General features: G+C 67.3%; 10 protein-coding genes and 1 pseudogene. 4 read left to right on the top strand and 7 right to left on the bottom strand.

Going from position 1 to position 14573, the window contains the following annotated elements; genetic code table 11:
• Positions 1-41: 41 nt before the first annotated feature.
• Positions 42-3320, bottom strand: a pseudogene (locus IPG63_12750) (PD40 domain-containing protein).
• Positions 3321-3654: 334 nt separating this feature from the next.
• Here IPG63_12750 and IPG63_12745 point away from each other — a divergent pair.
• Positions 3655-6819 (top strand): hypothetical protein, encoded by a 3165-nt coding sequence (locus IPG63_12745; protein ID MBK6728108.1) that lies wholly within the window; start codon positions 3655-3657, stop codon positions 6817-6819.
• A gap of 37 nt (positions 6820-6856) precedes the next feature.
• Here IPG63_12745 and IPG63_12740 read toward each other — a convergent pair whose 3' ends face one another.
• The 4 genes from IPG63_12740 to rlmE all read right to left on the bottom strand — a co-directional run bounded on the left by IPG63_12740 (position 6857) and on the right by rlmE (position 10335).
• Positions 6857-7270, bottom strand: a complete 414-nt coding sequence (locus tag IPG63_12740; GenBank protein ID MBK6728107.1) for a DUF2442 domain-containing protein — start codon at positions 7268-7270, stop codon at positions 6857-6859.
• A 24-nt stretch (positions 7271-7294) separates the two neighbouring features.
• Positions 7295-7564, bottom strand: a complete 270-nt coding sequence (locus IPG63_12735) for a helix-hairpin-helix domain-containing protein (protein ID MBK6728106.1) — start codon at positions 7562-7564, stop codon at positions 7295-7297.
• Between the two features lie 181 nt (positions 7565-7745).
• Positions 7746-9650, bottom strand: coding sequence for an ATP-dependent zinc metalloprotease FtsH (ftsH, locus tag IPG63_12730; protein ID MBK6728105.1), 1905 nt, complete (start codon positions 9648-9650; stop codon positions 7746-7748).
• 19 nt (positions 9651-9669) lie between these two features.
• The gene (rlmE, locus tag IPG63_12725) at positions 9670-10335 is read right to left on the bottom strand and encodes a 23S rRNA (uridine(2552)-2'-O)-methyltransferase RlmE (protein ID MBK6728104.1); all 666 of its coding nucleotides are present in this window, start codon (positions 10333-10335) and stop codon (positions 9670-9672) included.
• A gap of 39 nt (positions 10336-10374) precedes the next feature.
• Between rlmE and IPG63_12720 the strand changes: the two genes are divergently transcribed.
• The 3 genes from IPG63_12720 (at position 10375) to IPG63_12710 (ending at position 12629) form a co-directional block, all read left to right on the top strand.
• Positions 10375-11496, top strand: coding sequence for a YhbY family RNA-binding protein (locus IPG63_12720; protein ID MBK6728103.1), 1122 nt, complete (start codon positions 10375-10377; stop codon positions 11494-11496).
• Between the two features lie 8 nt (positions 11497-11504).
• Positions 11505-11882, top strand: coding sequence for a hypothetical protein (locus IPG63_12715; protein ID MBK6728102.1), 378 nt, complete (start codon positions 11505-11507; stop codon positions 11880-11882).
• Positions 11883-11957: 75 nt separating this feature from the next.
• Complete coding sequence (locus tag IPG63_12710; protein MBK6728101.1) at positions 11958-12629, top strand: energy transducer TonB; 672 nt, start codon at positions 11958-11960, stop codon at positions 12627-12629.
• Here the strand turns inward: IPG63_12710 and IPG63_12705 are convergent.
• Both IPG63_12705 and IPG63_12700 read right to left on the bottom strand, forming a co-directional pair.
• Positions 12626-13507 carry a sigma-70 family RNA polymerase sigma factor gene (locus IPG63_12705; GenBank protein ID MBK6728100.1) on the bottom strand — a complete coding sequence of 294 codons (882 nt, stop codon included), beginning with the start codon at positions 13505-13507 and terminating at the stop codon, positions 12626-12628. The two genes, IPG63_12710 and IPG63_12705, sit on opposite strands and share 4 nt — an antisense overlap.
• A 7-nt stretch (positions 13508-13514) precedes the next feature.
• Positions 13515-14573, bottom strand: a complete 1059-nt coding sequence (locus IPG63_12700) for a peptidoglycan DD-metalloendopeptidase family protein (protein MBK6728099.1) — start codon at positions 14571-14573, stop codon at positions 13515-13517.

Genomic DNA, 14573 nt, shown 5'->3' with positions numbered 1-14573 from the left:
ACATTCAATGCGTTCGAGTCCAAGCGTCAACTAGCGCAGCCTCAGTGCCTGCGCACCGCCGACTTCGGGCAGTGGCAGGGGGCGCTGGGGCCGTATTCGATGCCGAAGCTGCGGCCGTTGCGGTGGCGTTGCCAGTAGAACTCGGGGGCGCGGGCCTGGCGGTGGCCGATCTCGGCCATGTCGGCGTCGACGTCGAACAGGCGACCGTTGACCATCACGTAGCGGGTGTCGATGGTGGCGCGGATGTTCTCGAGCGGATTGCTGTTCAGCACCACCAGATCAGCGCGCTTGCCGGCTTCGATCGAGCCGAGTTGCTTCGACAGGCCGATCAGGTCGGCGCCATCGATGGTCGCCGCGCGCAGCGCTTCGAAGTTGCTCATGCCACCCTGGGTCAGGCTCCAGATTTCCCAATTCGGCGACAGCCCCTGCAACTGGCCGTGACCACCGATCTGGATGCGCACGCCGGCGTCGCGCAGCGTCTTCAGTGACTTCGCGACTTCGATATGGTGGTAGTCCCAATCCGGTGCCGTCTCGCGACGGATGGCACGCGCAGCCAGCGTTTCCTTCGGGAAGAAGCGATTGAGTTTCTTGTCCTCCCAGACGTTGTCGCGCGCATACCACCAGTATTCGCCATTGAGGCCGCCGTAACTGACGACCAGGGTCGGCGTGTTGCGCACGTCGGTCTGCGACCACAGCTTGATCACGTCCTGGTACAGCGGCGCGACCGGCAGGTTGTGTTCGATGCTGGTGGCGCCGTCGAGGATCATCGGCAGGTTGTGATTCAGCGTCGAACCGCCTTCCTCGACCACCAGCATGCCGAGCTCGCGCGCGGCCTGGTTGATCATCTGATGCTGTTCGCGTCGCGGCTGGTTGTAACTCTTCACGCTGAACGCGCCATTCGCCTGCATCCGTCGCAGATGGGCGCGCGCATCGTCGAGCGAGTTCACCACCGCCTTGAAGTCGCCGTCGGCGCCGTACAGGATGGTGCCGGTCGAGAACACGCGCGGGCCGACCAGCTTGCCGGCCTTCTGCAACTCGGCCTGCGAGAACACCGTTTCCGTGGTTGCCGAAGGATCGTGCATGGTGGTGACGCCGAACGCGAGGTTCGCGTAGTAGGCCCAGTTTTCCTGCGCGATCACGCCGCCGTTGAAGTGATTGGCGTTCGCATGCACATCGATGTAGCCGGGCACGATGGTCTTGCCGCGCGCATCAATCACCCGTGCGTGGCTCGGCACCGGCACGTCGGTGCCGACATTGGCGATCATGTCACCGGCGATCAGCACGGTGCCGTTCTCGATCACCTGCTCGCCCTTCATGGTGACGATGCGTGCATTCGTGAATGCGACCACCTCGTCGGTGGAATCCACTTCGACCTCGAGACCGACCGCAACGCCCTTGGCCGCCTTCGGGTCCGGCAGTTTCGCCGGCGCGCCCGGCACGAACGCGAACGCATCCTTCAGGTCACGCGAGAAATACTGGTCACCGACCATCCAGTGCACGCCACCACTGTTCTGCGACCAGTGCAGGTAGGAACCGACATCGGTCGAGATCTTTGCCACCGGGATCGCCGTGGTGTCCTTGCCGAGTTCGATCACGCCGCCGGTTTTCGGCATCGGCGCGATGTAGGCGTTGAACAATTCGGTGAACGCGACCCATTGCCCGTCCGGACTGACCGAGACGTAGTCGGTGTACTTCAGCGTGAACACGTCACGCGGTTCCTCGCCATGCAGGCCCACGCTCTGCAGCTTCTTGTTGAGCCCACCGCCGGTCTGGAAGCTGACGCGCGTGCCCTCGGCAATGAACTGCGGCGCGTAGCCATCCTTGGCGATGCGCTTGGCGGCACCACCGGCGACCGGCATCCACCAGATGCCCTGCTCGCCGCTGTTCAACGATCCGGTCAGCGACGAGCCGCTTTGCTTCGACCACACGATCTTGCTGCCATCACGCGAATAACTCGGCGAGTAGTAGAAGCCCGGCTGCGTGCTCAGGGTGCGTTCGTTGCCGCTGGCGAGATCGCGCTCGATGATCGCGCCCTGGGCGGCATCGTTCCAGGTGATGTAGAGCAGCTTGCGGCCATCGGCGCTGAAGCTCGGCTGGTATTCGAACGCGTCGGCGCGCGTGCTCAAGCGCTGCGCTTTGCCGTTCGGCAACGCCTTGGTCCAAAGCTGTCCGACGGCGTGGAAGACCAGGGTCTTGCCATCGGGGCTGGTCGCGACATCGCGGATCATCTTCGCGGTGAAGCCGCCTGATTCGATTTGCTGCTCGAAGCGCAGCGGAGCGGCCACCGTCTGTTCGACCTCGGCCGTGAACGGAATCGCAGACGGCGCGCCACTCGCGGCGTCGACGCGCCACAGCTTGCCCTGCGCCCAGATCACGATGGCGCCCGAGTCGGGCGTCCAGCCGAAGTTCGCGTACGGACTGAATACGGCCTAGCCTTCCTGCTGGTCGTGCGAGAGCCCGTTCCACAGCGGCTTCACTTCGCCGCTGGCGAGTTCGATCTTGTGCAGCACGGTCTTGTCGGCGACGCGCTTCACGAACGCGAGCGACTTGCCGTCGGGTGAGGGCTGCGGACGCACCGCACCACCGGCGGTCGCGACGATGGTCTCGATTTCGCCGGTCTCGCGGTCGAGGCGCTTGATCGCATAGATCACGCCATGCGGGTTCTTGTTGTACTCGAAGGTACTGCCGCCACTCACGTCTTCGGAGAAATACACATAGCGGCCGTCCGGGCTGAGCGCAGGCTCGCCAAGGTCTTGCTGGTCGTTCTTCTTCTTGGTCAGCTGCAATCCGGCGCCACCACTCTTGTGGAACAGCCACAGTTCACCGGCGCCGAGCGAGCGCTCGGAGGTGAAGTGCTTGCGCCCGATCAGGTACTGGCCATCGGGCGTCCATACCGGGTTGTTGAGCAGGCGGAAGTCTTCCTTGGTCACCTGCGCGTAGTGGCTGCCGTCGACCCGCACTCGCCACAGGTTGTTGCCGCCGCCGCGATCCGAGGTGAATGCGATCTCGCTGCCATCCGGCGAGAAGCGCGGCTGCACATCCCACTGCGGGCCCGAGGTCACACGCTTGGCGTCGCCACCCGCAATCGGCAGGGTGTACAGATCGCCGAGCAGCGCGAACACGATGGTGCGGCCGTCGGGACTTACGTCCAGATCCATCCAGGTGCCCTCGTCGGTCGTGAACTTCACCGACTTGACCGCACCGTGGGCGGCGTTGACGTCCCACTTCGGCGGCTCCGGCTTGTCCTTGTCTGCGGCCATCGAGGGCATGCACAGGGCGCAGGCAAGCGCCAGCACGAGCGGGTGAGGAATCATGGCGATCTCCAATGGATGAACCCGGACATGCTATGCGAAGCCGAATGGCGACCGCCCTGCCACACGTCCCGCGATGGCAACGGCTCGGCCGATTCGCCCGCCTTTGGGCACAGGCAGGATGCACGCAACTCGCGCATCATGGGCGCCCGGAGGAAACCCTGAATGTCGATGCAAGCAAAGCCTGCGCTACACCGTGCCCATCGACGGGCGACCGCGTGGTGTGGCGCGCTGCTGTTCGGCGCCATCGCTGCCGTGCAGGTCGCGCCGCCGCGCGAGCCCCCACGCGCGGTCCCGGTACCGACGCACGCGCGCGCCACGTTTGCGACCGAAGCGGCCGCGCATGCGTTGGCCCGGCGCCTGCCGAGCGGAGCGCGCACGCTGCCGGTCGGCTACCGCGAACGAGCTGCGCGATCTGCCCAAGCATCGCAACGCGAGCGGAATCGGCAAGACATCGGGCGGATGGGAGTGGATCGGCCCGCAGGGCGTGGCCGGGCGCATGCGCACGCTGCTGTTCGATCCGCGCAACCCGGAGCGGCTGCTCGCCGGCGGTGTCTCCGGCGGTATCTGGGAGAGCACGGACCGTGGGCTGCATTGGCAGGCGATCAGCGACGACGCGGTCAACCTCAACATCGGCGCACTCGCCTTCGAGCCTGGCAATCCGGACGTGATCTACGCCGGCACCGGCGAGCTGTACCGCAACAACGCCATCCCCTACGCCGCCATGAGCGGCGCCGGCATCCTGCGCTCGCGCGACGGTGGCCGCAGCTTTCTGCAACTGCTCGCCACCGCCAGCGACGATTTCCGCTACGTCTCCGACCTGGTCGTCAGCCGCATCGATCCGCGTCGCGTCTATGCGGCGACCAACAGCGGCCTGTGGCGCTCGCCCGATTCCGGCGCCACCTGGCAGCACATACTGCGCCCGGCGAACGCGGCCGGCGAGGCGAGCTACGAGGGCTGCACCGATTTGCTCGCGCTGCCGGTCGATGGGCGCGACGTGCTGCTCGCGGCCTGTGCCTCGCGCTCGCTCGACGACCGCTACTACCAGCCGGGCAGCGTGCTGCCGCCGGCCTGCAGCGGTCCGTGCCCCGGCGCGGTGTTCCGCAATGACGACGCGGGCGGCAACGGCACCTGGCAGACCGTGCTGAGCGAAACCGGCATGGGTCGTACCAGCCTGGAAGTGGCGCGTTCCAATCCGAACGTGGTCTACGCATTGTCCTCAAGCATCGTTGCCGGTTTCGATCGCACCGGTGATGGCTACGGCGACTACGACAACGGTCTGCACGCGCTGTTTCGCTCCGAGGATGGCGGCCGCACCTTCAGCGCGCGCCTGCGCAACGACAGCCCCGACGCACTCTCGACCTACCTGCTCAGCTACGCCGACGGCTTCGATGCGCCGCGTTGCGGCTTCGGCTCGGTCTGGGTGTATTCCGCCGGCTGGTACAACCAGGCGCTCGCGGTGCATCCGGAGAACGCCGATGTCGTGTTCGTCGGCGGCATGGAGCTGTACCGTTCCGACGACGGCGGTCGCAGCTTCGGCAAGGCCAGCTACCACTGGCTCGACGAATCACAGCCCGAAGGCCTGCACGCCGACCTGCACCGGATCGTGCATGCGCCCGACTACGGCCCGGATCGCCGCGAGCTGTTCGTGCTCGGTGACGGTGGCGTGGCCATGACCGCGAACGACCTCGCACCGACCACGCGCGGTGCCCAGGCCGCCTGCGCCCCCGCCGCAGGGACCATGCAATGGCAGGCCCGGGTGAACGGCCTTGGCACCACCCAGTTCTATGCCGGTTCGGTCAGCGCCGATGGCGCGATGGTGCTCGGTGGCCTGCAGGACAACGGCACCTGGCGCGGCCGCTGCGGTTCGAACGGCTGCAGCTGGGCGCACGTGCGTGGCGGCGACGGCGGCCAGAGCGCGATTGACCCGCGCAGCAACGAACGCATCTACACCAGTTACCAGGGCGTTACCATCGCGCGCTCGGAAAACGGCGGCGCCACGCACGTGCAGGCGACCAGCGGGATCTCCGACAGTGTCCACTTCATCATGCCCTGGCAGCTCGACCGCAACGCGCCCGATCGTCTCTGGGCCGCCGGCATGCGTCTGTGGCGCAGCGACAACCGCGGCGGCCAGTGGCGCGCCGCGAGCGCGCGCGTCGGCACCACGTTCTCCGACCGCATCAGCGCGTTCGCGATCGCACCCGGCGACAGCAACCGCATGCTGCTCGGCAACCTCGACCGCATCTACCGCAGCGACAACGCCCTGGCCAGCGCCAACACCACGACCTGGCCCTCGACGGCGCCCCGCCCCGGATGGGTGTCGTCACTGGCCTTCGCCGCGGATGATCCGCGAACGGCCTATGCCACCTACTCGACCCTCGGCGGCGGTGCCCATGTCTGGCGCAGTCGCGACGGCGGCGCAACCTGGAGCGCGCTCGATGGCAGTGGCGATGGCCGTCTGCCCGACGTACCAGTGCACAGCATCGCCATCGACCCCGGCGATCCGCAGCGATTGTTCCTCGGCAGCGACATCGGCGTGTTCGCCTCGGTCGACGCAGGCGAGCACTGGTCGGTCGAGCACACCGGCTTCGCCAGCGCCATCACCGAACACCTGGTGGTCCGCCCGGCCAGCGGCAGCGAACCGGCCTGGCTGTACGCCTTCACCTACGGCCGCGGCATCTGGCGCGTGCCCCTCGCACAGCTCGATGGCACCGCCAGCTATCGCATCGGTGCCAATCTGTCCGGATCGTTCTACGACCCGGCACAGAGCGGCCAGGGCTTCGTGCTCGAACCGATTCTGGTCGACGGCGTGTTGCAGGTCAGCGCCGCCTGGTACACCTATGCCGACGGCCAGCCGCTATGGCTGTTCGGCACTGGCCCGGCCGATGGCGACCGTGTGCAGATGACCCTGCACACCGCCCGCGGTGCCGACTTCCCGCCACGCTTCGCTGCCGGCGACGTGCAGATCGATGCGTTCGGTGAACTCGAACTCCGTTTCTCCTCGGCCAGCGTCGGCAAAGCGACCTGGACCACAACGCGACCCGGTTTCACCTCCGGCAACATGCCGCTGCAGCGTCTCGCCGCCAGCATCGCCGACGACGGTCGCGATGGCCACGACGGCATCGCCGCCTGCCACATCGGCAGCTGGTACCAGCCGGCGCAGAGCGGCCACGGACTATCGATCGACATCCACGCCGTGGGCACGCAACGCCTGCTCGCAGCCGCTTGGTACGTGCACCTCGACGGCGCGCCGCTGTGGCTGGTCGGCACCGGCGAAATCGTCGGTGACCACGCCGATCTGTCCATGTACCGCACCGAAGGCACCGGCTTCGGCAGTGCATTCGACCCCGACGATGTGCGCCGGATCGCTGTCGGCAATTTGCGCTACACCACCACCGGCGCGGCTACGGCCCGGATCGACTGGCAATTCAACGAGCCGCGACTCGGCAGCGGCTCCTTGGAACTAGTGCAACTGGCGCGAGTGCTCGGCCGCGACTGCGGCGACTGAAGCCACAGGGATCACGGCGCGCCGTCGAAGATGCGTCTCAAGCGACGCGCTTCCGCGGCCGCCCACCTAATTTCCCATTGCGACGCGCGGCAGCGACCTTGCGTTGGGTAGTGGCCTTGCCGCCGATCTTGCCGGCCTCGGAGGCAACCCAGCGTTTGCTGCCCAGCACTCCCTGGAGCAGCGCCGGCAGATCGATGTCTGCGTCTAGCGCAGGGAAGTGCAGCCCAAGCCCCGACGGCGATATCTCGGCTGCCGACAGTTCGCTCGCAGACGCGCCCGCCAATCCCTCGACCAACTCGGCACGAAAGCCGATCTGGACACCCGTGGCCAATTCGACAATCACCCGGGCCGTGCGCCGATCGAAGCGCACCGACAGCGCGTGCGGAAATGCTGCGCGCCGCGCTTCGCCGCGTCGGCTCGCGGCATCGAACTCGTTGTCAGAAATCGCCATGAATGGCTCTCCAGCGTTGGCACACTATGGCGCACCGTCGATGCGGATGCGATCGCGGTTCTTCTGGACGGTCTTGGGACCCACGCCCTTGACGTCTTCCAGTTGCTCCACGGAACGAAAGCGGCCGTTGGCCTCGCGATGCTCGACGATAGCGCGCGCCTTGACCTCGCCGATGCCGTCGAGCGCGGTCAGCTGCTCGACGCTGGCGGTGTTGATGTTGACCGACTCCGCAGACACGGCCGGCGTGGCGATGGCGAACAGCAGCGCGAACAACAGGGACTGGATCAGGTTCATGCCGACACTCCTTGAGTCAGGAACATCCCCAGGCACGCTGCGGCTCGGGGCGTGCCGGCATTCTGCGGAAGTCCCAGGCAGCGCGCCTCGGTCGAAATCCGGAAATCGTCTGCGAAATTTCGCAGGCCTTGAAAGTGAAAACCCGCCTTGCGGCGGGTTTTCACTCGAAACAGGCGGTGGCTCAGGCCTGCGGCGCCGGGGTGCCTGCGACCGGACCGGGCGCGGGCACGTCGGGCGTGCTGTCGTCGCTCTTGCCCCAGTCGCGCGGCGGGCCGGGCTTGCGCCCTTCCATGATCGCGTCGATCTGCTCGATGTCGATGGTCTCGTACTCGAGCAGTGCCGCCGCCATCACATGCAGCTTGTCGAGGTTGGCCGCCAGCAACTCGGTAGTGCGCTGGTAGGCGCGATCGAGGATGCTGCGCACCACTTCGTCGATCTTGGCTGCGGTGTCGTCGGAGACGTTCTTGGTCTGCGTTACCGAGCGCCCGAGGAACACCTCCTCGTCTTGCTCGGCGTAGGCAATCGGTCCCATCTCGGTCGACAAGCCCCATTTGGTGACCATGTTGCGCGCCATCTTGGTCGCGCGTTCGATGTCGTTGGAGGCGCCGGTGGTGACGTGCTCGCTGCCGAAGATCAACTCCTCGGCGACGCGGCCGCCATACAGCGAACACAGCCGGCTCTCGATGTTGACCTTGTCGTAACTGTAGCGGTCGCCCTCGGGCAGGTACATGGTCAGCCCCAGCGCGCGCCCGCGCGGGATGATGGTGACCTTGTAGACCGGGTCATGGTCGGGCACCAGCCGGCCGACGATGGCGTGGCCGGCTTCGTGGTACGCGGTATTGCGCTTCTCCTGCTCGCTCATGACCATGGACTTGCGTTCGGCGCCCATCAGGATCTTGTCCTTGGCCTTCTCGAAGTGCTCCATGCGCACGTTCTTGGCGTTCTCGCGCGCGGCGAACAACGCTGCCTCGTTCACCAGGTTGGCGAGATCGGCACCGGAAAAGCCCGGCGTGCCGCGCGCGATCTGCGTCGGATTCACGTCGTCGGCCAACGGCACCTTGCGCATGTGCACCTTGACGATCTGCTCGCGCCCCTTCACGTCCGGCAAGTTCACCACCACCTGACGATCGAAACGACCCGGTCGCAGCAGCGCCGGATCGAGCACGTCGGGGCGGTTGGTCGCGGCGATCACGATGATGCCCTCGTTGCCCTCGAAGCCGTCCATCTCGACCAGCAACTGGTTCAGCGTCTGCTCGCGCTCGTCATGACCGCCGCCAAGCCCGGCGCCGCGATGGCGGCCGACCGCGTCGATCTCGTCGATGAAGATGATGCAGGGCGCGTGCTTCTTGGCCTGCTCGAACATGTCGCGTACGCGGCTCGCGCCGACACCGACGAACATCTCGACGAAGTCGGAACCGGAAATGGTGAAGAACGGCACCTTGGCCTCGCCGGCGATCGCCTTGGCCAGCAGGGTCTTGCCGGTGCCGGGCGAGCCGACCATGAGTACACCGCGCGGAATGCGGCCGCCGAGGCGCTGGAACTTGCCGGGGTCACGCAGGAACTCGACCAGTTCCTTGACCTCTTCCTTGGCCTCGTCAACACCGGCGACGTCGGCGAAGGTGATCTTGACCTGGTCCTCGCCCTGCAGCCGCGCACGCGAACGCCCGAACGTCATCGCGCCGCGACCACCACCGCCGGCCTGCATCTGGCGCATGAAATAGAACAGCACGCCGATGAACAGCAGGAACGGCAAGGCGTTCAACAGGAACCCGAGAATCATGTTCTCCTTCGGCACCGGCTTCTGCACGATCTCGACCTTGTGCTTGATCAGGTCGGCGAACATGCCGAAGTCGCGCACCGGGGCGGTCGTGGTGAACTTGTCGCCACCCTTGCGCTCGCCGCTGATGCTGCTGCCATCTTCGGAAATGGTGACCTTGGCGACGCCATCGTTGCGCACCTCGGCCAGGAATTCGGAATACGCCAGCTCACCGCGCGTGGCGGTGTTCTGGCTGAGGCTCTGAAACACGGAAAGCAGCACGACCGCGATGACGATCCACAGCAGCAGTTGTTTGGCCCAATCGTTCAACACGGTCTCGCTCCTGTCGTCATTTCGCTGCGCCGGAACGGAATCCGGTGCAGAGCGCGTACACCTCCGGGCTGCGTGCCCGCGAGGCCTTCGGCTTGCGCATCGTTACCTTGGTGTAACGCTTGCGCAAGTCCCGCACGTAATCATCAAAGCCCACACCCTGAAACACTTTCACCAGGAAGGTGCCACCGGACTTGAGATGCTGCTCGGCGAAGTCGCGCGCCAGTTCGCACAGATGCATCGAGCGCGCCTGATCGACCGACTCCACGCCGCTCATATTGGGGGCCATGTCGGACAAGACAAGATCAACCGCGCGCCCGCCGACCATCGCCTCGAACACGGTCAACACGGACTCTTCACGGAAGTCGCCCTGCAGGAACTCGACGCCGGGGATGCTGGGCATGTCGAGGATGTCGAGTGCGATCACGTCGCCATTGCGACCGAGCGCGCGACGCACCATCTGCGACCAACCGCCGGGCGCGGCGCCAAGATCGACCACGACCATGCCCGGCGCGAGGATGCGGTCGCGTTCGATCAGTTCTTCGAGCTTGTACGCCGCGCGCGAACGCAGGCCCTCGGACTGGGCGCGTTTCACGAACGGATCGGAGAAGTGTTCCTTGAGCCAGCGCTGACTGGACTTGCTGCGCGTCACGGGCGATTCGGGGAGGGATTCAGGGCCGCGCATGATACCCTCGCGCCCGTTTTCTTTCCTGAAGGTGTGCCCGTGGCACTCGACGCAACCCAGATCCGCTTCCTGCGCGGCCTCGCGCACGACCTCAACCCGGTCGTGATGATCGGCCAGAAGGGCATGTCCGACGGCGTGCGCATCGAACTCGACGACGCGCTGTCGCGGCATGAACTGGTGAAGATCCGGGTGATCGCCGAGGATCGCGCCGAGCGCGACGAGATCATCCAGTCGCTGGTGCGCGATACCAAGTCCGAGTTGATCCAGAAGGTCGGGCATACGGCCACGTTCTATCGCCGCGCCAAGAAGCCGACGATCCTGATGCCGGGGGAAAAGCCGGCGAAGAGCGAGTCCGCCTTCGGTGCGCGCCCGGCGCGCGATGGCCAGCGCCCGTTCCGCGCCCGTCGCGATGATGCCGGCGGTGGCTATGGCGAGCGCCCGCATCGCCCGCATGACCCCGCCGATACGCGTCCGCCGCGCCGCGAAGGTGGCAAGTACGCGAAGGCGCCCGCGCGCAGTGGCGCCGGCGGATTCAGCAAGCGCCCACCGCGCGCCCAGGACATCGTCGGCACCGCGCCGCGCCGCGAGCGCAGCTTCGGCGGCCGCGCCGATGGCCCAACCCATCGTCCGTCGCGTCCTGCGCGCGACTTCGGCGATCGCGCGGCACGTCCTGCGCGCGACTTTGGTGACCGTCCCGCACGTCCCGCCGGCAATTTCGCCGACCGGCCCAAGCGCGCCTATGGCGATCGGCCGGCACGCCCGGCGGGCGGTGCGAGCGATCGTCCCAAGCGCGATTTCGGCGACCGTCCCGCACGTCCCGCAGGCGCCTTCACCGACCGACCGAAACGCACCTATGGCGATCGTCCGGCACGTCCCGCGGGTGCTGCGAGCGATCGTCCCAAGCGCGATTTCGGCGACCGTCCCGCACGTCCCGCCGGCAACTTCGCCGACCGACCCAAGCGCGCCTATGGCGATCGCCCGGCGCGTCCGGCGGGCGGCGCAGCCGATCGCCCCAAGCGTGATTTTGGCGCCAAGCCGGCGTACAAATCGGCGAAGCCCGCGTACCGGGCAGCGACGACCAAGCCCGCCGGCAAGACCGGAAGCTCGGTGTACAAGCCGCTCGCTGCCAAGCGCAGCAAGCGCGAGGCTGACGAGGACTAGGCGCGGCCATGCAATTGAGTCATGAGGCGCCCGGCGGCGATCATGTCCGCGCCGTCGGCCCTGACCGCATCCTGCTGGCCAGCGGCGAACGTCGTTCGAGCTTCGTGCTGGGCACCGGCGTCGCCGCATTCGACTGGCCGGTGCGCGACGCGAAAGCGCTGTCTGCAGGCGAGTGCGAGGCCCTGCTCGCACTCGAACCCGCAGTGGTGATTCTCGGCACCGGCCCGAGCCAGGTATTTCCCGCGCGTGAAGTGTTCGCCGCCTTCCTGACGCGGCGCATCGGCATCGAAGTGATGGACAACGCCGCCGCCGCGCGCACCTACAACGTGCTGCTCGGCGAAGGGCGCAAGGCACTCGTCGCCTTCATCCTCCCGACCGTGGACTGAAGCAGCAAACCCCGAACCGCCTGCATGCGCGTTGCCCGCTCTACCGGAGCCGTTCCGGTTTCAGAGGGGAAGCTCATGTCAGCACTTGCCACCACCGCTCCCGAAACCCGCATCAGCCCGGCGCGTACCAGCGCCATGGCCTTTGCCCTGGTCCTGCATGTTGGTGCATTCGCCCTGCTCATCGCTCCGGTGCGGGCACCGGACACCGCACCGAATGTGGTCGCCGATCCGATCGAAGTGCTGATCCGCGAGCGCCCGATCGATCCGCCGCCACCGGCGCCGCTGGTTCCGCTGCAGACGCCAAAGCCGACAGCGGCACCGACACACCGCGCGCCGCCGCTTCCAGCAGCGATCCCGAATCCGCTACCGGCTGCGTCGCTGGCCGAGCTCGTGACCGACACCGCGCCCACGCTGCCAACCCTGCCGCAAACCGCAATCGGCGACTCCGAAGCCTTCACACCGGAACAGATCGGCGCCGCCTCCTACCTCGAAGCACCGCCGCCGCGCTATCCGACCGCAGCCATCCGCAAGGGCTGGCAGGGCGAAGTCCTGTTGCTGGTGACGATCGGCGTCGACGGTCGGCCGGAAGCCGTGCAGGTGCAGCACGGTTCCGGGCACGGCGTGCTGGACCGCAGCGCGATCGAACAGGTGCAGCGCCGCTGGCGCTTCCGACCCTCGATCGAGAACGGATTGCCGGTCCGTTCGCGCGCGCTGGTGCCGATCTACTTCAGCCTGGCGCAAGGCTAGTTCGGTTCGCGCGCTCGCACGCGCAACCGCGCCAGAGCCTCGGCTTCGATCTGGCGCACGCGCTCGCGCGACACGCCGAGCACCTGCGCCACTTCGGCGAGTGACTGCAGCGGTTGTTCGAGCAGACCGAATCGCCGCTCCAGCACCTCGCGGCTGCGCGCCGGCAGTTCCGCCAGCCACAGGTCGAGGCGGGCATCGTGCGCGATTTCACCGAGGCCGTCAGCGGCGGCCTCGTCGGGCGTCGGCACCAGTTCGCCGAGCAGTCGCTCGTCGTCCGCTGCCAGCGCCGCATCGAGCGAATCGATGCGCGCGTTGAAGCGATACAGGCGCGCGACCTCGGTGGCGTCCTTGCCGACGGCGCGGCCGATCTCTTCCAGCGTCGGCGTGCGCGCCAGCGTGCGCGTCAGCTCGCGGCCGGCGCGCAGCACCTGCGCCAGTTCGCGCAGCACGTGCACCGGCAGTCGTACCGCGCGCGTCTGCCGCATCAGCGCGAACTCGATGGCTTCGCGAATCCACCACATCGCGTAGGTCGAGAAACGGAATCCGCGCGCGGGATCGAACTTCTCCACCGCGCGGATCAGCCCGAGATTGCCTTCGGCGATCAAGTCCAGCATCGGCAGGCCACGCCCGAGGTAGGCACGGGCGGCATTCACCACCAGACGCAGATTGGCTTCGATCAGGCCTTGTCGCGCAGCCAGTTCGCCGGCGCGGGCGCGCTCGGCCAGTTCGCGTTCGGCCGCGGCGTCAAGCAAGGGAATCAAGCCGATCTCGTTCAGATAGGCGGTGGTCGAGTCGCGTTCGAAGGTGTCCGCATTCGCCGGCCCGAGCAGTTCGAGCAGGTCGTCGGTCGGCAGTTCATCTTCGGGCGTGCGGTGCATGGCGGCCTCAGCGCTGCGGCAGATAGCCTAGCGGGTCAACCGGCTTGCCGTTGCGGCGGATCTCGAAATGCAGCATGTCGATGCCGCCGCGTCGACCCATCTCGGCAATCGGCTGGCCGGCCTGGACCTTGGCGCCCTCGAGCACCAGCCGCTTCTGGTTGTGGCCATAGGCGCTCAGGAAACCTGGCGTGTGCTGCACGATCACCAACTCGCCGTAGCCGAGCAGGCCGTTGCCGGAGTAGACCACTTCACCGGCGGCGGCCGCGAGCACCGGGTTCCCCAGTCCGCCACCGAGGTCGATGCCCTGCTGGGTCGGATCGCCTTCGACGAAACGTCCGATCAGCGCGCCATTCACCGGCCAGCGCCAGCGCAGGCCCTCACGCTCGCGCGTCGGCGCTTTCGGGTCCACCACCGCGCGCGGCGCACTGTCGACTGCGGCCGGTGTCGGAGCAACCGCCACGCCGACATCAGCGGTCGCAGCTGCGACCGGAACCGCCGCAACCTCGGCCGGCGCAGGCGCGGTCGGCGCCAGGCCGATCGCTGCGGCCGGCGAGCTCGTCGCGGGCGTGGCCGCTGGCGCCGCCTGTGTGATCAGCGGCTGTGCAGCGGCCACCGCGCCGGGCGCAGGGTCGTCGCTGACGGCGAAGGTCTGCACATCACTAGTGTCGACGACCGCCGCCGCCACCGGCAGCGCAGCGTCGACCGGCGCCGCCGCGACAGCGGTGGCGGCTACAGGCGGATCCGGCACCACGACCCGAGTGGTGCGCGTCGGCGGCGTCAGGCGCAGCGGCTGTCCCGGGTAGATCGTGTACGGTGCAGCGATGTTGTTCCACGCCGCGAGATCGCGGAAATCGAGCTTGTTGCGAAAGGCGATGCCATACAGCGTGTCGCCGCGTGCCACCACGTAGCCGCCAGCGACGGAAGTCGCGACCGCACCATCGGTGGGTGCAGACTCCGGTGCCGACATATTGCCTGCCGGCTTGTGCGACTCGACCGAGATGCGCGGTTCGAAGCTCGCGCATGCGGCGAGCCACACGGTCATGCAGGCCAGTACGCGCAGGCGCAT

This window comes from Lysobacterales bacterium (assembly GCA_016703225.1).
GTDB lineage: Bacteria > Pseudomonadota > Gammaproteobacteria > Xanthomonadales > Ahniellaceae > JADKHK01.
Note: the sequence above shows the minus strand (reverse complement) of the source record. Positions and strands in the feature narration are given on the sequence as shown.